Source organism: Nocardiopsis sp. LDBS1602 (genome assembly GCF_035818715.1).
GTDB lineage: Bacteria > Actinomycetota > Actinomycetes > Streptosporangiales > Streptosporangiaceae > Nocardiopsis > Nocardiopsis alba.
Genome location: NZ_JAYLVW010000003.1, coordinates 187,035 through 203,128 on the forward strand (window position 1 = coordinate 187,035; position 16,094 = coordinate 203,128).

General features: G+C 68.7%; 17 protein-coding genes and 1 tRNA gene. 14 read left to right on the forward strand and 4 right to left on the reverse strand.

Going from position 1 to position 16,094, the window contains the following annotated elements:
- Nucleotides 1–24: 24 nt before the first annotated feature.
- On the reverse strand, nucleotides 25–1,053 hold the full coding sequence (locus tag U9J66_RS12845; RefSeq protein WP_014912812.1) for a D-2-hydroxyacid dehydrogenase: 1,029 nt from the start codon (nucleotides 1,051–1,053) through the stop codon (nucleotides 25–27).
- 326 nt (nucleotides 1,054–1,379) lie between these two features.
- On the opposite strand from U9J66_RS12845, the gene U9J66_RS12850 reads away from it, so the two are divergent.
- The 4 genes from U9J66_RS12850 to U9J66_RS12865 all read left to right on the forward strand — a co-directional run bounded on the left by U9J66_RS12850 (nucleotide 1,380) and on the right by U9J66_RS12865 (nucleotide 4,427).
- Entirely contained in the window at nucleotides 1,380–1,862 is a 483-nt protein-coding gene (locus U9J66_RS12850; protein WP_026124966.1) for a DUF3830 family protein, read from the forward strand.
- Nucleotides 1,863–2,005: 143 nt separating this feature from the next.
- Nucleotides 2,006–2,797 (forward strand): maleate cis-trans isomerase family protein, encoded by a 792-nt coding sequence (locus U9J66_RS12855; protein ID WP_042284738.1) that lies wholly within the window; start codon nucleotides 2,006–2,008, stop codon nucleotides 2,795–2,797.
- 88 nt (nucleotides 2,798–2,885) lie between these two features.
- Nucleotides 2,886–3,632, forward strand: coding sequence for a maleate cis-trans isomerase family protein (locus tag U9J66_RS12860; protein WP_014911557.1), 747 nt, complete (start codon nucleotides 2,886–2,888; stop codon nucleotides 3,630–3,632).
- 96 nt (nucleotides 3,633–3,728) lie between these two features.
- Nucleotides 3,729–4,427 (forward strand): GntR family transcriptional regulator, encoded by a 699-nt coding sequence (locus U9J66_RS12865; RefSeq protein WP_014911865.1) that lies wholly within the window; start codon nucleotides 3,729–3,731, stop codon nucleotides 4,425–4,427.
- 66 nt (nucleotides 4,428–4,493) lie between these two features.
- On the opposite strand, the gene U9J66_RS12870 is transcribed toward U9J66_RS12865, so the two are convergent.
- Nucleotides 4,494–5,957 carry an NAD-dependent succinate-semialdehyde dehydrogenase gene (locus tag U9J66_RS12870; RefSeq protein ID WP_017534313.1) on the reverse strand — a complete coding sequence of 488 codons (1,464 nt, stop codon included), beginning with the start codon at nucleotides 5,955–5,957 and terminating at the stop codon, nucleotides 4,494–4,496.
- 160 nt (nucleotides 5,958–6,117) lie between these two features.
- Here U9J66_RS12870 and U9J66_RS12875 point away from each other — a divergent pair, with 160 nt between their 5' ends.
- The 4 genes from U9J66_RS12875 (at nucleotide 6,118) to U9J66_RS12890 (ending at nucleotide 9,165) form a co-directional block, all read left to right on the forward strand.
- The gene (locus U9J66_RS12875) at nucleotides 6,118–7,371 is read left to right on the forward strand and encodes an aspartate aminotransferase family protein (RefSeq protein ID WP_014913256.1); all 1,254 of its coding nucleotides are present in this window, start codon (nucleotides 6,118–6,120) and stop codon (nucleotides 7,369–7,371) included.
- A gap of 159 nt (nucleotides 7,372–7,530) precedes the next feature.
- Nucleotides 7,531–7,606, forward strand: a tRNA-Arg gene (locus tag U9J66_RS12880).
- Between the two features lie 746 nt (nucleotides 7,607–8,352).
- On the forward strand, nucleotides 8,353–8,544 hold the full coding sequence (locus tag U9J66_RS12885; protein WP_326337771.1) for a hypothetical protein: 192 nt from the start codon (nucleotides 8,353–8,355) through the stop codon (nucleotides 8,542–8,544).
- A 258-nt stretch (nucleotides 8,545–8,802) separates the two neighbouring features.
- Complete coding sequence (locus U9J66_RS12890; protein WP_014910472.1) at nucleotides 8,803–9,165, forward strand: hypothetical protein; 363 nt, start codon at nucleotides 8,803–8,805, stop codon at nucleotides 9,163–9,165.
- 122 nt (nucleotides 9,166–9,287) lie between these two features.
- Here U9J66_RS12890 and U9J66_RS12895 read toward each other — a convergent pair whose 3' ends face one another.
- Complete coding sequence (locus tag U9J66_RS12895; RefSeq protein ID WP_326337772.1) at nucleotides 9,288–9,677, reverse strand: helix-turn-helix domain-containing protein; 390 nt, start codon at nucleotides 9,675–9,677, stop codon at nucleotides 9,288–9,290.
- A 140-nt stretch (nucleotides 9,678–9,817) separates the two neighbouring features.
- Entirely contained in the window at nucleotides 9,818–10,309 is a 492-nt protein-coding gene (locus tag U9J66_RS12900; protein WP_326337773.1) for a hypothetical protein, read from the reverse strand.
- 958 nt (nucleotides 10,310–11,267) lie between these two features.
- Here U9J66_RS12900 and U9J66_RS12905 point away from each other — a divergent pair.
- The 6 genes from U9J66_RS12905 to U9J66_RS12930 are packed head-to-tail and all read left to right on the forward strand — an operon-like array spanning nucleotide 11,268 to nucleotide 16,040.
- On the forward strand, nucleotides 11,268–11,570 hold the full coding sequence (locus U9J66_RS12905) for an urease subunit gamma (protein WP_017534318.1): 303 nt from the start codon (nucleotides 11,268–11,270) through the stop codon (nucleotides 11,568–11,570).
- Nucleotides 11,567–12,100: an urease subunit beta gene (locus U9J66_RS12910; RefSeq protein WP_017534319.1), complete on the forward strand. Its 534-nt coding sequence runs from the start codon at nucleotides 11,567–11,569 to the stop codon at nucleotides 12,098–12,100. The genes U9J66_RS12905 and U9J66_RS12910 overlap by 4 nt, the downstream gene beginning before the upstream one ends.
- Nucleotides 12,097–13,806, forward strand: a complete 1,710-nt coding sequence (locus U9J66_RS12915; RefSeq protein ID WP_161110991.1) for an urease subunit alpha — start codon at nucleotides 12,097–12,099, stop codon at nucleotides 13,804–13,806. Before U9J66_RS12910 ends, U9J66_RS12915 begins: the two co-directional genes overlap by 4 nt.
- 8 nt (nucleotides 13,807–13,814) lie before the next feature.
- A complete protein-coding gene (locus U9J66_RS12920; protein ID WP_161110992.1) occupies nucleotides 13,815–14,531 on the forward strand; it encodes an urease accessory UreF family protein in 717 nt (238 codons plus the stop codon).
- Nucleotides 14,532–14,571: 40 nt separating this feature from the next.
- Complete coding sequence (gene ureG / locus U9J66_RS12925) at nucleotides 14,572–15,273, forward strand: urease accessory protein UreG (RefSeq protein WP_051067462.1); 702 nt, start codon at nucleotides 14,572–14,574, stop codon at nucleotides 15,271–15,273.
- Nucleotides 15,270–16,040: an urease accessory protein UreD gene (locus tag U9J66_RS12930; RefSeq protein WP_014909026.1), complete on the forward strand. Its 771-nt coding sequence runs from the start codon at nucleotides 15,270–15,272 to the stop codon at nucleotides 16,038–16,040. Before ureG ends, U9J66_RS12930 begins: the two co-directional genes overlap by 4 nt.
- Nucleotides 16,041–16,094: the final 54 nt, after the last annotated feature.

The following is a 16,094-nucleotide window of genomic DNA, read 5'->3' on the forward strand; positions in this document are numbered from 1 at the left end:
CAGCCTCCCAAGTCACGCGAGGGGTCAGCCGGGTACGTAACCCCGGTCCTTGTCCACGGCATTGCGCAGTTCCCGCCCGCCCAGGTAGCGGTCGAGATTGTCCAGGAACAGCTCCCACAGGTCGTCGCGCCAACCGATCACGTCACCCGACATGTGCGGTGAGACGACGGACCCGGGCAGGCCCCACAGCGGATTGATCGCCTTGAGCGGTTCCCGTTCGAAGACGTCCAGGGCCGCCCCGGCGATCGAGTTCGCCTCCAGGGCTCGGACCAGGTCGGACTGGACGACGATGGGGCCGCGGGCCACGTTGATCAGCCGCGCGGTGGGTTTCATCAGGTCGAGGAAGGGCCGGTCGACCAGACCTCGTGTGGAGTCGGTGAGCGGCGCCGCGACGACCACGTAGTCGGCCTCGGGGAGCGCTTCGCGCAGGCCGGGGCCGTGATCCGGGTCGAGGTGGGAGGCGTACACACGGCCGAAGTCGGGGTCGCCCTCCCGGGCGTGGCTGCCCGAGGCCTCGACCCGCATCCCGATGGCGGTGAGCTTGCGGCCGATCGCGCGGCCGATCGGGCCGGTGCCGACGACCAAGGCCCGTTTGCCGGTGACGCGTTCGGTCTCGCGGTGCAGCCAGTGCCGTTCTCGCTGGAGCTCCCAGGAGCGCGGGAAGTCCTTGGCGAAGGAGATGATCAGCCCGAGGACGTATTCGGCGATGTGCTCGTCGAAGACACCGCGCGAGTTGGTGACGACGACGTCGCTGTTCACGAGCCCGGGGAACATCAGGTTGTCCACACCGGTGGTGGCCGCGTGCACCCACCGCAGCGAGTCGGCCTTGGGCCAGGCGGCGGACAGGGCCTCGGTGAACAGGTCCCAGACGAGGAGCGCGTCCGTTCCGGGGAGCGCTCCTGCGAGTCCGTCGGCGGTGGTGTGGACGACCTCGCCGAGTCCGGGGTGGTCGTGGAGACGTTCGAGCCCCGACGGGGTCTCCTCTCCGTGGAGGACGAGGAGCCTGGGCCGTTCGGGTGCGGAGACGGTGGCGGTACTGGGCGGACGGTTCACTGGCGTGAGCTTTCCGGTTGACGGGTTCTGGACTGGTGCCGTCGGGGTGAGGGTTCGCCCTGCACGGAGAACGCTAGGGAGCCCGCATAGGATTGTCAACAATCCACAAAAGGACTGTCGTACGACAAAGCTCCACCTCATACCCGGTCGGCGATCTGGGGATACCCGTACTAGACGGGTCTATTGCCGCATTCGGAGGGTTGATCATAAGATTGTCGACAATCAACAGTGCCGTGACCCCGCAGGCCCGGAACAGGACCCCGGGCCGACCGTCCCACAAAGGAAGCACGTAGGCCCCGCCGAAGGGATCCCACTTGCCCAGGTACATGACAGTCACGCTCGCCCGACGCGGGGTCTCCTGCGTCGCCGAACTCCTCGACGAGGACGCGCCCCGCACCTGCGAGGCGGTATGGAACGCCCTCCCGCAAGGGGACGCGGTCCAACACGCCAAGTACGCGCGCAACGAGGTCTACACGATGGTCCCGAGGTTCGCCGATCCGGAACCGGGCCAGGAGAACCCCACCGTCACACCCATCCCCGGGGACATCGTCTACTTCTCCTTCGACTCCGGCATGCTCGACCGCTCCTTCAAGGAGGACAAGGGCATCGGCCACCTTCCCGGAGTGATCGATCTGGCCCTCTTCTACGGACGTAACAACCTGCTGCTCAACGGCGACGTGGGCTGGGTGCCGGGCAACGTGTTCGCCACCGTCGTGGAGAACCTGCCCGCCATGGCCGAGGCCTGCAACGACGTCTGGCGCTCCGGCAGCGTCGGTGAGCGTCTCCTGTACGAACGGCTGGAACGCTGACCGGCCCCGTGGCGCCGAGACGGCACGAGACCGACGAATCGACCGACACACCCGAACGATCACCACAGAGCACATCAACGGGAGGTGAGTGACCGATGCGAACCGAGGGAAACGGACCGAACCCCGCGGGCGGCTTCGACCCCATGACCCCGGCCGTCCCCGTACAGCCGGAGACGTCCGAGATCGTCGAACTGTCGGCGTCGACGACGACACCCTGGCAGGCAGGGGTGGGCGTCATCGCGCCCTACGACTTCGCTCTCGACCGCGAACTATGGCGGTGGACGCCCGACGACGTCTCGCTCTTCATCACCCGCCTGCCCTACGTGCGCGTTCCGGTGACGGTCGACCAGGCCGCCGCGCTCAGCAAGGGCAAGAGGGTGGGCAAGGCGGTACGCGAGCTCATGGCGCCCGAGCCCCTGGCCATCGGCTACGCCTGCGCGTCCGGAAGCTTCGTCCACGGAGCCCACGGGGAGCGCACGCTGCGCCACACCATGCTGACGGCCGGGGCGCCCGAGGCCGTCACCACGTCGGGGGCGCTGATCAGCGCCCTGGAGACCCTGGGCACCGACCGGATCGCGGTGGTCACCCCGTACGTGGACAGTGTGACCGACCGGCTCCTGGCCTATCTGGCCGAACACGGCGTCGGGGTCACCTCCAGCGTCGGGCTGGGGTTGCTCAGCCACATCTGGAAGGTCACCTACTCCGAGGTCGCCCGCGCGGTGCACGAGGCCGACCGACCGGACGCCCAGGCCGTCTTCATCAGCTGCACCAACGTCCTCACCTACGACATCATCGCGCCCTTGGAACGCGAGCTGGGCAAACCCGTCATCGCGGCCAACCAGGTCACCATGTGGGCGGTCATGCGGGCCGCCGGCCACCGGGCGGTCGCCCACGGACAGAGCCTGATCGGCATGGCTCCCACCGGGGTCGGCTGAACCGACCGTTCGACCAACGACCCACCGGGGCGGTCCCGACCTCGACGGCCGGCCGCCCCGGTGGGCCCCACAGACCTTGAGGAGAAGCATGACCCGCGTCGGAATCCTCTACCCCGGCTTCAGCGCCGAGGACGACTACCAGACCTTCGCCTCGCAGATCGACGACGTCGAACTGCCCCTTGTACACACGCTCATGCGCGAGGACGCCCACCGGGTCGACGCCCTACTGGACGTCGGCAGCGAGGAGGTGCTCTCGAAGGGGGCCGAGGAGCTCTCCGCGATGGAGATCGACTCCGCCATCTGGGCGTGCACCAGCGGAAGCTTCGTCTTCGGCTGGGACGGGGCGCGTCGGCAGGTCCAGGGGGTGCGCGACGTCGTCGGCGTCCCCGCCTCCAGCACCTCCTTCGCCTTCGTGCACGCCCTACGACAACTGCGCCTCTCCCGGGTCGCGATCGCCGCGACCTACCCCGACGACGTCGCCCGACGCTTCGAACGGTTCCTCACCGAGGCCGGCGTCACCGTCCTGTCCCTGGCCAGCCACGGCATCGTCACCGCCGCGGAGGTGGGGCGGCTCGACCCCGACGAGGCGCTCGACTTCGTCATCTCCAACGACCACCCGGGCGCCGACGCCGTGCTGGTCCCGGACACCGCCCTGCACAGCGCCGACCTCATCGACCCGATGGAGGCCTTGCTGGGCAAGACGGTGCTCACAGCCAACCAGGTCAGCGTCTGGGAGGGGCTGCGTCTGGTCGGCCGCTGCGAGTCGCGTCCGGGGCCCGGGAACCTGTTCCGCTCCGGAACCTCCACGGTCCGCGACGCCTTCGAACGGCGATGACCTCGGGGACCCATCCGTGCCGATTCGTCCATTGATGTCCGGCACGTCCCCGTATTCTCGATCGAGTTCAGACCACGTCCCGAGAAGGGAAGTCCCATGTCGGCCCCCGGCCAACTTCGTCCCGTCCCACGGCGGTCCACCGCCGAGCTGATCGCCGACCAGCTCCGCGCCGCGATCATGTACGGCTCCCTCTCACCGGGGGACCAGCTCGGCGAGGCCGACCTGGCCGGACGGTTGGGAGTGAGCCGGGGTCCGCTCCGTGAGGCGATGCAACGCCTGGTCCAAGAAGGGCTGCTCCGCAGTGAACGGCACAGGGGCCTGTTCGTGCGCGAGCTGACACCCGACGACGTCCGGGACGTCTACGTCGCCCGGCTCGCGGTGGAGAGGACCGCCTGCGAGCTGATCATGCGGGGCAACAGGGGTGAGGCCGTGGCCCGCCTCACCCCGGCCCTGGACCGGCTGGCCCGGGCCGCCGCGGCCGCGGACCGCCACGCGATGAGCGAGGCCGACCAGGAGTTCCACGAGACCCTCGTGAGCTGTTCGGGCAACTCGCGTCTGGAGCGCATGGCGCGAACACTGCTGGTCGAGACCCGTATGTGCCTCACCGTGATGCAGGACGTCTACCCCGAACCCGAGGAGCTCCTGGAGGAACATCGCAGGATCCTGGACGCGATCGTCGAGGGCGAGGAGAACCGTCTACTCGGCCTGATCGAGACCCACATGCTCGACACCGTCGACCGGATCAACGGCGAGACGGCCGACGAGGCGACGGCCGAGGACGAGACCTCGGACTGACCGGAACGACGAACCCGACGGGCCCCGACCACGGTCCGTCGCGGTCGGGGCCCGTCTTCGCGCCCTCTAGAGCCCGCCGATGCCGACGTACTTCGACTCCAGGAACTCGTCGATGCCGACCCGACCGCCCTCACGGCCCAGGCCGGAGTGCTTCACCCCGCCGAACGGGGCCGCCGGGTTGGACACGACACCCTGGTTCAACCCCACCATGCCGGTCTCGAGCGCCTCGGCCACCCGGAGCGCCCGGTTCAGGTCACGGGTGTACACGTAGCTGACCAGCCCGAACTCGGTGTCGTTGGAGGCCCGCAGCACCTCCTCCTCCGTCTCGAAGGGCATCACCGGGGCCACCGGACCGAAGATCTCGGTGCGGGACAGCTCCGCCGCGAAGGGCACGTTCGCCAACACCGTCGGCCGGTAGAAGTGTCCCGGACCGTCGCCCGGTCCGCCGCCCACCAGCACGTTCGCGCCGAGGTTCACGGCGTCGTCGACCAGGTCCTGCACCTTCTTCCGAGCCTTGTCGTCGATGAGCGGGCCCACGTCGACGTTGTCCTCCAGCCCCCGGCCCAGGCGGAGCGCGCCCATGCGCTCGCTGAGCCTGCGGGAGAACTCCTCCGCGATACCCGACTGGGCGTAGATGCGGTTCGCGGCCGTGCACGCCTCACCGATGTTGCGCATCTTGGCGAGCATCGCCCCGTCCACCGCGGCGTCCAGGTCGGCGTCGTCGAACACCAGGAACGGCGCGTTGCCGCCCAGCTCCATGGAGGTGCGCAGCACCTGACCCGAACTCTGCTCCAGCAGCCTGCGGCCGACCGCCGTCGAACCGGTGAAGGAGAGCTTGCGGATCCGCCCGTCGGTGAGCAGCGGCTCGGTGATCCCACCCGGGTCCGTGGTCGGCAGGACACTGAGCACACCCTCGGGCAGCCCCGCCTCCGTGAGGATCCCGGCCAGCGCCAGCGCGGACAGCGGGGTCTGGTGGGCCGGCTTGAGGATCATCGTGCAACCCGCGGCGATGGCCGGGCCGATCTTGCGGGTCCCCATCGCCATGGGGAAGTTCCACGGGGTGATGAGCATGCAGGGCCCGACCGCCTGCTTCATGATCAGGAAGCGCGACTTCCCGTCCGGCGAGAGGGAGAACCCGCCCTCGATCCGCACCGCCTCCTCGGAGAACCAGCGGAAGAACTCGGCCGCGTAGGCGATCTCCCCACGCGCCTCGGCGAGGGGCTTGCCCATCTCCAACGTCATGAGGGTCGCCAGATCCTCCTGGCGCTCCATGAGCAGGGCGTAGGCCCGGTACAGGATCTCGCCGCGCTCGCGCGGAGCGGTCCGCTGCCAGCCCGGCTGGGCCTTGGCGGCGATGTCGAGGGCCTCCATGGCGTCCCGCTCGCCCGCGTCCGAGACCTCGCACAGCACCTTTCGGGTCGAGGGGTCCTCGACGGCGAAGGAGGCACCCGAGGCGGGTTCACGCCACTTCCCGCCGAGGAAGAGCGCCTTGTTCACCTGTTCGACGACCCGTACTTCCCGATCCGACATGTTTCGCTCCTCAGTCGACGGGCCGACCCGACGGGACGGCCTGTGGTGTCAGAACTGCCCGGCGTGCGTCCTCTGGACACCGCCGCTCCCGGATGTTTCCATAGCAGCGTCGATTGTCAACAATCCTACGGAACCCGATACAAGGAATTGAGGCCATCGCATGGCGGAACTCTCCCCGGTTCTCAAGCAGGCGACACCGGTCATCGCCGCACGAGGCGAGGGTGTCTACCTGTACGACGAGGACGACCGCCGTTTCCTCGACTTCACCGCCGGCATCGGGGTGACCAGCACGGGCCACTGCCACCCCAAGGTGGTCGCCGCCGCCCAGGAGCAGGTCGCGACCCTGATCCACGGCCAGTACACCACCGTGATGCACCGGCCCCTGCTGCGACTCACCGAACGTCTCGGCGAGGTCCTGCCCGAAGGGCTCGACCGCCTGTTCTACGTCAACTCCGGCAGCGAGGCCGTCGAAGCCGCCCTGCGCCTGGCACGCCAGGCCACCGGGCGTCAGAACGCCGTCGTCTTCCAGGGCTCCTTCCACGGACGCACCATGGGCGCCGCCTCCCTCACCACCTCCGGGACCAAGATCCGCGCCGGCATCGGCCCGCTCGTCCCCGGCGTCGTGGTCACGCCCTTCCCGTACGCCTACCGGCTCGGCATGTCCGAGGAGGAGGCCGTCGCCTACGCGCTGCGCGAGCTCGACTACCAGTTCGCCACGGTGACCTCCCCGAAGGACACCGCGGCCGTCTTCATCGAGCCCGTCCTCGGCGAGGGCGGCTACGTTCCGGTCCCCGACGCCTTCCTTCAGGGGCTGCGCGAGCGCGCCGACCAGCACGGGTTCCTGCTGGTCCTCGACGAGGTGCAGACCGGCTTCGGCCGCACCGGCACCTTCTGGGGGCACGAGCCCTCCGGTGTGCGTCCGGACATCGTCATCACCGCCAAGGGGCTGGCCAGCGGCTTCCCGATCTCCGCCATCGCCGCCCCCGCCGCGATCATGGACAAGGCCTGGCCGGGCTCCCAGGGCGGCACCTACGGCGGCAACGCCGTCGCCTGCGCCGGCGCCCTCGCCACCCTGGAGGTCATCCAGGAGGAGGGTCTGGTGGAGAACTCCGCCCGCCAGGGCGAGCGCCTCCACCAGGGGCTGGCCAAGATCGCCGAGGCCCACCCCGCCATCGGCGACGTCCGGGGCCGGGGCCTCATGCGGGCCTGCGAGTTCGTCAAGGCCGACGGAACCCCCGACGGCCAGTCCGCGCAGAAGGCCCAGCAGGCGGCCGCGCAGAACGGCCTGCTCCTGCTGACCTGCGGCCCCGCCGGCAACGTCGTCCGCTTCATCCCGCCGCTCATCGTCGATGGCGACCAGGTCGACACCGCCCTCGAACTGTGGGCGGCCTCCGTCGAGGAGACCGTCTCCTAGCGACCAGGACCCCATGGGGGCGCCGTCCGAGGTGGCGGCGCACCCATGGTCCGGGTCACACCGGAAAATGGCGCAAAGGCACTCCGACACCGTGATAGAGTCGGAGACGTCGCAAGGGAGAGCGCAGAGCCCGCCCGGGCGACACACAACCGAATACCTGCACTCGTAGCTCAATGGATAGAGCATCTGACTACGGATCAGAAGGTTGGGGGTTCGAGTCCTCCCGAGTGCGCCACCTTGAGACAGTGGAGAAGACCGCCGGACCTGCACACCACACAGGCCCGGCGGTCTCTTTTCTACTGCCGGAACTCTCACCATGGTCGGTGGTGACCTGTTCGGTCACCTCCCTGGCCGGGGGCTTGCGCGAGTGGTTCGGCCCGGGTTGTTTTACCGGTAGGGGGCGGCATCAGCGTCACCCCCACGGCCACAGAGCGGGAGCCCCGAAGAAGTGCGCACTCATCCACCACGACCGTGGTTCTTGCTGGTCAGTGTGGTCCTTGTCGTCGCAGCGTCCCTCTGGCTTGTTCACGGACGAGAGATCGACGGTTACTCGGCCTTCGTGGCTTGGGACGTACTCATCACGTGGTCGGTGTGCCTGGTCCTGGCGATCTTCGATTACTGCCGCAAATGGGTTGCTCACCGCCACCGCCAGGCCGCCTCTCCTGCCGGTACAGAACCCGATGTGTAGCCGCCGGCCATCTCAGTGATGTCCTGGTCCGTGGAGCGGACGCCTCTGACAAGGACCCCACGTCGTAGCCGCCGCAACGGGGCCTTGACGGTTCAGCCGCTCAAGCGGTTCAGGATCTGTCGGGAGTGGGCCTCTAACGCAGGGATGGTCCGCTCCGCCTCTCGGGCCGGGGGCTTGCGCGAGTGGTCCGGCCCGGGTTGTCTTACCGGTAGGGGGCGGCATCAGCGTCACCCCCACGGCCACAGAGCGGGAGCCCCCACCCGATGAACGACACCGGATCAGTGGATCGCTGGATGGTCCTCAGGCATGGAGTGCCCAACCTGGCCGTCTTTCTTCTGCTCTCCTACGCAGGATGGGCTTACGCCCTCGCGGCACTGCTGCTCTGGTACACCCCGATGTTCATATGGGTCGCCCGGGAGAGGCGCCGACACGCCGCGGACTCCCATCGGCTCACCTCCTCGGCAGAAGGAGAGTCGGCGATATAGCCGCACGCCGGTGTACGTCCCCGCGGAGTGGCCACCTCTTCCGAAGGAGAGGGCCGGCCCACCGCTTAACGGAAGACACCTGCGATAGGCGCGCAGGCCGAGAGCGTTTCCCGGATTCCTCTACGGGCGCCGGACTGTTGTGGCAGGGTGAGCGCGCCGATCATCGTCTCCCGGAACACCGTTTCGAGCGGCCTTCGCGTTCGCGGTGATCCGGGGAGGGTGGTCGGGCCGTGCCGGTCGATAGGGAGAAGAGCACCGATGGAGCGAAGGTTCGAGGGCGCCGTTCTGGAAGTTCTGGTGGACGAGACTCTGTCTCCTCCGGAGCGAGGGGAACCACACCCACATCGCCTTTACGTGAGGATTTTCGGGAAGGACGCTGCGGGGGACTGGATCACCCCTCGGCCAGGTGTGGTGACCCGCGCCCACGCTGAACCCGAGGTCGACGAGAATGACCAGGCCGCGGTGCCCGAGAGTCTGTTCGACCATCTTTCGGAGGTCTTTTCGGGGGTGGACGGGATCGGCTATGACGGTGAGTTTCTGGATCCGGATGAGACCGTTCCGACGATTCTCGACGAGGTGTTCACCTGGACCTGTCATCAGGCCTGCCAGGGCCCTACATAGAGGTTCGAGCAGCTCGAACGAGAGCACGTGAGGACACGTTGGGCAGGAAGGAAGGTGCCTGATCAGGGGATTCGCGGTCCAAGTGGCCTACGATCTCGCCCGACAGCAGGACGTACAGACGTTCAGGCATCATCGTCCCCGTCGCCGATGGGTAGACCCCACGATGCTCGGCGGGCTTCCGAGACGGAGCGTAGCTCGGTGTGGGCCCGGTCCTGCGGTGGTTTCCGTGGGGGGACCGCTGTCCCTGTGGAGGCCTGGTCGGGTGGCGGGTCCGTCGCCTGATCGTTCTCGGCGGTCGATCTCAGGATCAGCGTCAGGTCCAAGGCGCCGAGCAATCGGAGCAGGGGTTCCAGCTCGACACCGCGGTGCCCCGCCTCGACCCGGGACAGCCAGGAGCGGGCGACACCGGCCTGTGAGGCCACGGTCGCTTGGCTGAGGCCTTTGGAGAGTCGGGTATCTCTGACCAGACCGCCCAGCTTGGACCACCCTGTCAGAGTGAACTCTTCGACCATCGTGATCACCCCGTCCTCGTTCGAGGACGCTGCGATCGCCGAAGCAGATGGCTCGGATGGTGCGGGTGTTCGCCGGGTGGCCTTCTCTGAAAAGGGAGGGGCGGCCCGACGGTGATGGCGGGCCGCTCGGGGGTTTCCGGCTACGAGCCGAAGAGGACGTCGCGCTGTTCGTCGAGGATCACCATCATCGCGTCGGTGTGCTCGGGGCAGTCCTCGCCGATGTAGGTCATCAGGAATCGACGCGCGGACTCCTCCACCTCCTCGCCCTTGTTCACGGCCGCGAGAGCGCCGGCCAGGCCGATCTGCATCACCAGGGTCCGGGTGTAGGACATGGACTGCGCGCCGTCTTCGACCTCGCCGTAGGTGATCTCCTCGTCGGCGACGGAGCACAGGTCCGCGGAGCCACTGTGGACGAGGTCGAGTTGTTCGTCGGTGAGGCCCTCGTACCAGGGGTCGCCCTCCATCGCCTGTTCGGCGGCCTCGCGTGTGGTCGCGGGGGTGGGGGCGGATTCCGGGCTCGATGCCGTCCGGTCCGTGGCCGTGTCCGTGGTGTCGTCACCCGCGTCGGCCGGGCCACAGGCGGTGAGGGTGAGCAGAAGCGCCGCGCAGGCGGCGATGGAGGAGGAACGCATGGGGGATGCTCCTTGTCGTCGATCTCCTCTGGACTGTAGGGCTCTACTGTTGTCTATGTGCTGATTTGTGGGCTGGTGACCGATTTCAGCCATGGAGGCAACGGAATGGTCCGCTCAGGCGTCCGGGGGGATCATGCGCGGTGGTGAGGTGGCCCTCCATGAGGAATTCAATACATGTCAGGTCGGGAATCAGGGAATTGTGCGAGGGCTTCTCCGGGGCGCTTTCGCTTCGTTCCGGGGCGGTGGTTCTCCGTGGTGTCGGCGGGGTGCGTTTTTCCGCCATCGGCGCTGTTCCCGAACCTGACGGGGTGATGAGGTGCCGGGGCTGAGCGCCTGGTGGAGTGCGGGTTCGGGGTTCGGAGAAGGACGCTCGGGGGAGGGGCGTCCGCCCACCGGAAGCCTCCGGCGAAGGGCGGGATCGGTCTCTCCTCGCGTGCCGGAATTCCCTTTCCGGGATCTCTTCACGCGGGTGTAACGGCGGATTGATCGGCGTGAAATCGGGGTGCTGTCGTGTGTTCTCGAAAGGACCTCGTGTGGTCCGTCCGCGGACGCGTCGCTCCGGCCGTCGGGTTCCGGGCGGGTCGCCGGAGCGGGGGAGGAGGCCTCGCGGGCCCGATGCCGTGGAACGTCGAAGGGGGTGACCGGGCCGTCGGAGGGGACGCCGAACGACCCCGTCGGAGCCTTCGAAAGAACGCGAACGCGCGTTCGTTCCGGAGGCGTCCCGATCACTCCGTCGGAGCGGGGCGGAGGGGGTCATCTCACCAAAAAATGTACCAGTGTTTGTCGCACCTCGGCCGCCGTGTTTTCCCTTGTCCGACAGGGCTTCCCGGTACACCGGGAGGCACTCTGAGGCGTCTCTCTGGCGAGGGGTGGGCTTGCCACGCGCCTCTCACGTGCTAAAACCTAGATGGGTTGGTTTTTGCTACCAAACCCATAACGAATCGTTGAGAGGTGGTTCATGCATCTACTTCCCTCCGATACCGAGAAGCTGCTCCTGGCCGTCGCGGGCATGATCGCCCGGGATCGACGGGAACGGGGCGTCAAGCTCAACCAACCGGAATCGGTAGCGCTGCTGTCCTGCTGGGTGATCGAGCGGGCACGAGAAGGTGCCAGGGTCGCCGAGCTGATGAGCGAGGGTCGCAACGTCCTCACCAGGGACGAGGTCATGGACGGGGTCCCGGAGATGATCCCCAACGTCCAGGTCGAGGCCACCTTCCCCGATGGACGCAAGCTCGTCACGATCACGGAGCCGATCCAATGATTCCCGGTGAGATTCGTACCCGCTCCACCCCCCTCGACCTGAACGACGACCGCGAACGGTTGTCCCTCGTCGTCGTCAACACCGGTGACCGCCCCATTCAGGTGGGCTCTCACCTGCACTTCCCGGACGCCAACCCGGCTCTGCGCTTCGATCGCGAACAGTCCCAGGGGTTCCGTCTGGACGTTCCCGCCGGTACCTCGGTCCGTCTGGAGCCCGGCGTGAGCCGCACCGTCGAACTGGTCGCCTTCGGCGGCCGACGGTACGTCCCGGGTCTACAGATCCACGACCTGAGCAAGCAGCCCGAGACCGGGGAGCGTACCCCGCGTCCGGTGGTCCCGTTCGGTACCCCGGGCGTCGACGTGCCCGAGCCGGAGCGCGCCTCCGGTACCGCGATGCGCGTCGGTGAGGTGGACGCGCACGACGGTGACCCGGCCGAGGTGGTACCCACCGAGGCCCCGCCCGCCGAGAACGCCGATCAGGAAGCGGACGCCGAGGAAGCGACAGAGGACACAGAGGAGCAGCAGCCGTGAGCCGCATCGACCGCCGTGAGTACGCGCAGCTGTACGGACCCACGGTCGGGGACCAGATCCGCCTGGGCGACACCGATCTGTGGATCGAGGTCGAGGAGGATCGCACCGCGGGTGGAGACGAGGTCGTCTTCGGTGGCGGTAAGACCATCCGTGAGTCGATGGGGCAGGGCATGACCCTGCGTTCCGAGGGCGCCCTGGACCTGGTGATCACCAACGTGGTGGTCCTGGACCACTGGGGGATCGTCCGAGGTGACGTGGGTATCCGCGACGGTCGTATCGTGGCGATCGGCAAGGCCGGTAACCCGGACGTCATGGACGGTGTGCACCCGGATCTGCTGATCGGTCCGGGCACCGACGTGATCGCCGGTGAGGGCAAGATCCTCACGGCGGGCGCGGTCGATACCCACGTGCACTTCCTCAGCGAGATCGAGATGCACGAGGCGCTCACGACGGGCACGACCACACTGATCGGTGGCGGTACCGGGCCGACCGAGGGTTCGAAGGCCACCACGGTGACCCCGGGCGCGCACGCGCTGCGGATGATGCACCGCGCCCTGGACAAGTTCCCGCTCAACATCCTGCTGTTCAGCAAGGGCAGCACGGTGTCGATGGAGGCGCTCGCCGAGGACGCCCTGGCCGGGGCCGGCGGCTACAAGGTCCACGAGGACTGGGGCGCGACCCCCGCCGCGATCGACGCCGCGCTGCGCGGCGCCGACGAGTTCGGTCTCCAGGTGGCCCTGCACGCGGACTCGCTGAACGAGACCGGTTACGTCCAGCACACGCTGGAGGCGATCGCCGGCCGCGGTATCCACGTCTTCCACTCGGAGGGCGCGGGCGGTGGTCACGCGCCGGACATCATCATCACCGCCGGTGAGTCGAACGTCCTGCCCGCCTCCACCAACCCCACGCTGCCGTTCACGGTCAACACCGTCGACGAGCACCTGGACATGCTGCTGGTGGTGCACCACCTGAATCCGCGTGTTCCGGAGGATCTGGCGTTCGCCGAGTCCCGGATCCGCGCGTCCACGATGGCGGCCGAGGACGTCCTGCTGGACATGGGCGCGATCGCGATCACCTCGACCGACGCCCAGGCGATGGGGCGTATCGGTGAGCTGATCTCCCGCACGTGGCAGGTGGCGCACGTGATGAAGAACAAGTTCGGTCCGCTCCCCTCGGAGCTGCCCGCCGACAACGCCCGTGCCCGCCGGTACGTGGCCAAGTACACCATCTGTCCGTCGGTGGCCCACGGCGTCGATCACGTGATCGGCTCCATCGAGCCCGGGAAGATGGCCGACCTGGTGCTGTGGGACCCGGCGTTCTTCGGTATCCGGCCGACCGCGGTGATCAAGTCCGGGGCGATCGTCGCGGCCCCGTTGGGCGACCCCAACGGCGCGGTCCCCCTTCCGCAGCCGGTGCTGGTGCGGCCGACCCTGGCCGCGCAGGCCACGTCGGCGGCCGACCTGGCGGTGACCTTCGTGTCCCCGATGGCGATCGAGGACGGGTTGGCCGAGCGGCTGGGGCTCCAGCGCGAGCTGGTGGGCGTGAAGCCCACCCGCGACATCACCAAGGCGGACATGCCGAACAACACGGCTCTGCCCGATATCGACGTGGACCCGGAGACGTTCGCGATCAGTATCAACGGCGAGTTCGTGAAGCCGCAGCCCGTGGACGTCGTACCGCTCGCGCAGCGGTACACGATGTTCTAGGTCCTCGTGTGAGCACGGGACTGGGCACACTGCTGCTGGCCGACGCCCGACTGCCGGTGGGCGGTCACACCTATTCGGCCGGACTCGAACCCGCGCTCCTCGACGGCCTGCCGGTGGAGCGCATCCCCGCCTACATCGAGGCCCGGATGCGCACGGTGGGTCTGGCGGAGGCGGCGGCCTCGGTCCTGGCGTATCGAGCGGTCGGGGGCGCGTTCGTCCCCGGCCGGATCGAGGCGGGACCGGAGGGGCTCGGCGTGGACGCCGAGGCGCTGGCCGACGTGCACGAGGCGTTGTTGGCCCGTTCGCCGAGCGCTCCGCTCCGGGAGATCTCGGGGCTTCTCGGCCGCGGGCTGGTCCGTCTGGCCGACCGTCTGTGGCCGGAACATCCGGCGGTGAAGGCGCTGCGCACGTTGGGACGGGCCCCGCAACGGCCGATCGCCCTCGGGGTGGTGGCCGCCGTCATGGGGTCGGAGGAGGCCGAGGTCGCCCGGGTGAGTCTGTACGACGACGCCCAGACGGTGGCCTCCGCCGCGCTGAAGCTCGCACCCGTCGACCCGGTCGACGCCGCCGGGTGGGTTCTCGGGGCCGAGGGGGTGATCTCCTCCGTGGTCGCCGAGGCGCTCGCGGTGGAGGGGATCGACGACCTGCCGGCCCGTACCGCTCCTCAGATCGAGGGGTGGTCTCTCGAACATCAAGTCAAGACCAGGAGGATCTTCGTTGCCTGAGCAGACCGAAGGAAACGCGACCACCGGCACCCGCCGCGCCATGCGCCTGGGTGTGGCCGGGCCGGTCGGTACCGGTAAGAGCACGCTGATCGCGACCCTGTGCCGCGAGCTCGCCGACGAGCTGAGCATGGCCGTGGTCACCAATGACATCTACACCGACGAGGACGCCCGTCTGCTGCGCGCGGCCGGGGTCCTGCCGATCGAGCGGATCCACGCTGTGGAGACCGGCGCGTGCCCGCACACGGCCATCCGTGACGACGTCACGCCGAACCTGCTCGCCGTGGAGGACCTGGAGGCGGAGTTCGCTCCGTTGGACCTGGTCGTCGTGGAGAGCGGTGGCGACAACCTCACCGCGACGTTCAGTCCGGCGCTGGCCGACGCGCAGATCTTCTGCCTGGACGTCGCCGGTGGCGGCGACGTGGCCCGTAAGGGCGGCCCGGGCATCGAGCGCGCCGACCTGCTCGTGGTCAACAAGACCGACCTGGCCCCGCACGTGGGGGTCGACGCCGAGCAGATGGTCACCGACGCCAAGGCCTCTCGCGGCGGGCTTCCGGTGCTGGCTCTGAGCCAGCACGACGAGGTCTCCATCAAGGCTCTGGCCGGGTGGGTGCACCAGGTGCTGGCGGACTACCGTTCCGGCACCCACGTGCCCCGCGACCCGGGCCCGATGGCCCCGCACAGCCACGCCGACGGCACCACGCACACCCACGAGGGTGGCGAGGACGGCCACGAGCACGCATGAGCGGGACCGTGGCGGCTCGGATCACCGTCGAGCGGGTCGGCGGTCGTGTACGCATGACCGACCTGGTCGGTGGAACGTATCTGAGGGCCCAGCCCCTGGGTGTTCGGGGCGGGGCCGCTCGGGTGGCCCTGCTCGGGACCTACGCCCTGCTGTTGGCCGGCGATGACCTGCGGATGGAGGTCTCCGTCGGCCCCGGCGTGTGGCTGGAGCTGGTGGAACCGTCGGGGATGGTCGCCTACGACGCCCGTGGCGGCTCCGCGAGTTGGCGGGCCGATCTGCGGGTGGCCGACGGCGGCTGTCTGGTGTGGCGCAGCGCCCCGTTCGTGGTGACCTCGGGCGCGGACATCACCCGGAACATGAACGTCCACCTGTCCGGCTCCGGTCGGGCGTTGGTGCACGAGACCCTGGTGATGGGCCGTAGTTACGAGTCGTCCGGGGGGCCGTTGCGCTCGCTCACCCGGGCGGACGTCGACGGACGGCCGCTGCTGGTCGAGGACCTGGATCTGCGCGATCCGGTGCTGGCCGGGGCCCCCGGGGTCATGGGCGGCAACCGTGTCATGACCTCGACCTTCCTGCTCGGAGCCCGACCGGAACGGTCGGTGGGCGTGCAGGAGACCCTGTTGCACGGTCCGGGGGCGCTGTCCCGGGCCGTGGCCGGCCAGGCACACGAGGCCGAGGCCGCGGTCGCCGACTCCTGGGGGAGATGGCGGTCGGGGTTCGCCGACCCGGTCGGTTATGAAGAGGAGAACGAGGACGAGGCGGCCTGAGCCTCGTCGAGATCGCCGAGGGCCGAGGAGCGCGCTCCCCGGCCCTTCGTCGTG

What these genes read in the sequence shown, in the direction of transcription:
- U9J66_RS12895 (WP_326337772.1), bottom strand. Translation starts at nt 9,677, where the DNA reads ATGGTCGAAGAGTTCACTCTGACAGGGTGGTCCAAGCTGGGCGGTCTG.
- U9J66_RS12875 (WP_014913256.1), top strand. Translation starts at nt 6,118, where the DNA reads ATGGCGGAACTCTCCCCGGTTCTCAAGCAGGCGACACCGGTCATCGCC.
- U9J66_RS12850 (WP_026124966.1), top strand. Translation starts at nt 1,380, where the DNA reads ATGACAGTCACGCTCGCCCGACGCGGGGTCTCCTGCGTCGCCGAACTC.
- U9J66_RS12870 (WP_017534313.1), bottom strand. Translation starts at nt 5,957, where the DNA reads ATGTCGGATCGGGAAGTACGGGTCGTCGAACAGGTGAACAAGGCGCTC.
- U9J66_RS12890 (WP_014910472.1), top strand. Translation starts at nt 8,803, where the DNA reads ATGGAGCGAAGGTTCGAGGGCGCCGTTCTGGAAGTTCTGGTGGACGAG.
- ureG (WP_051067462.1), top strand. Translation starts at nt 14,572, where the DNA reads ATGCGCCTGGGTGTGGCCGGGCCGGTCGGTACCGGTAAGAGCACGCTG.
- U9J66_RS12930 (WP_014909026.1), top strand. Translation starts at nt 15,270, where the DNA reads ATGAGCGGGACCGTGGCGGCTCGGATCACCGTCGAGCGGGTCGGCGGT.
- U9J66_RS12865 (WP_014911865.1), top strand. Translation starts at nt 3,729, where the DNA reads ATGTCGGCCCCCGGCCAACTTCGTCCCGTCCCACGGCGGTCCACCGCC.
- U9J66_RS12855 (WP_042284738.1), top strand. Translation starts at nt 2,006, where the DNA reads ATGACCCCGGCCGTCCCCGTACAGCCGGAGACGTCCGAGATCGTCGAA.
- U9J66_RS12860 (WP_014911557.1), top strand. Translation starts at nt 2,886, where the DNA reads ATGACCCGCGTCGGAATCCTCTACCCCGGCTTCAGCGCCGAGGACGAC.
- U9J66_RS12905 (WP_017534318.1), top strand. Translation starts at nt 11,268, where the DNA reads ATGCATCTACTTCCCTCCGATACCGAGAAGCTGCTCCTGGCCGTCGCG.
- U9J66_RS12910 (WP_017534319.1), top strand. Translation starts at nt 11,567, where the DNA reads ATGATTCCCGGTGAGATTCGTACCCGCTCCACCCCCCTCGACCTGAAC.
- U9J66_RS12885 (WP_326337771.1), top strand. Translation starts at nt 8,353, where the DNA reads ATGGTCCTCAGGCATGGAGTGCCCAACCTGGCCGTCTTTCTTCTGCTC.
- U9J66_RS12900 (WP_326337773.1), bottom strand. Translation starts at nt 10,309, where the DNA reads ATGCGTTCCTCCTCCATCGCCGCCTGCGCGGCGCTTCTGCTCACCCTC.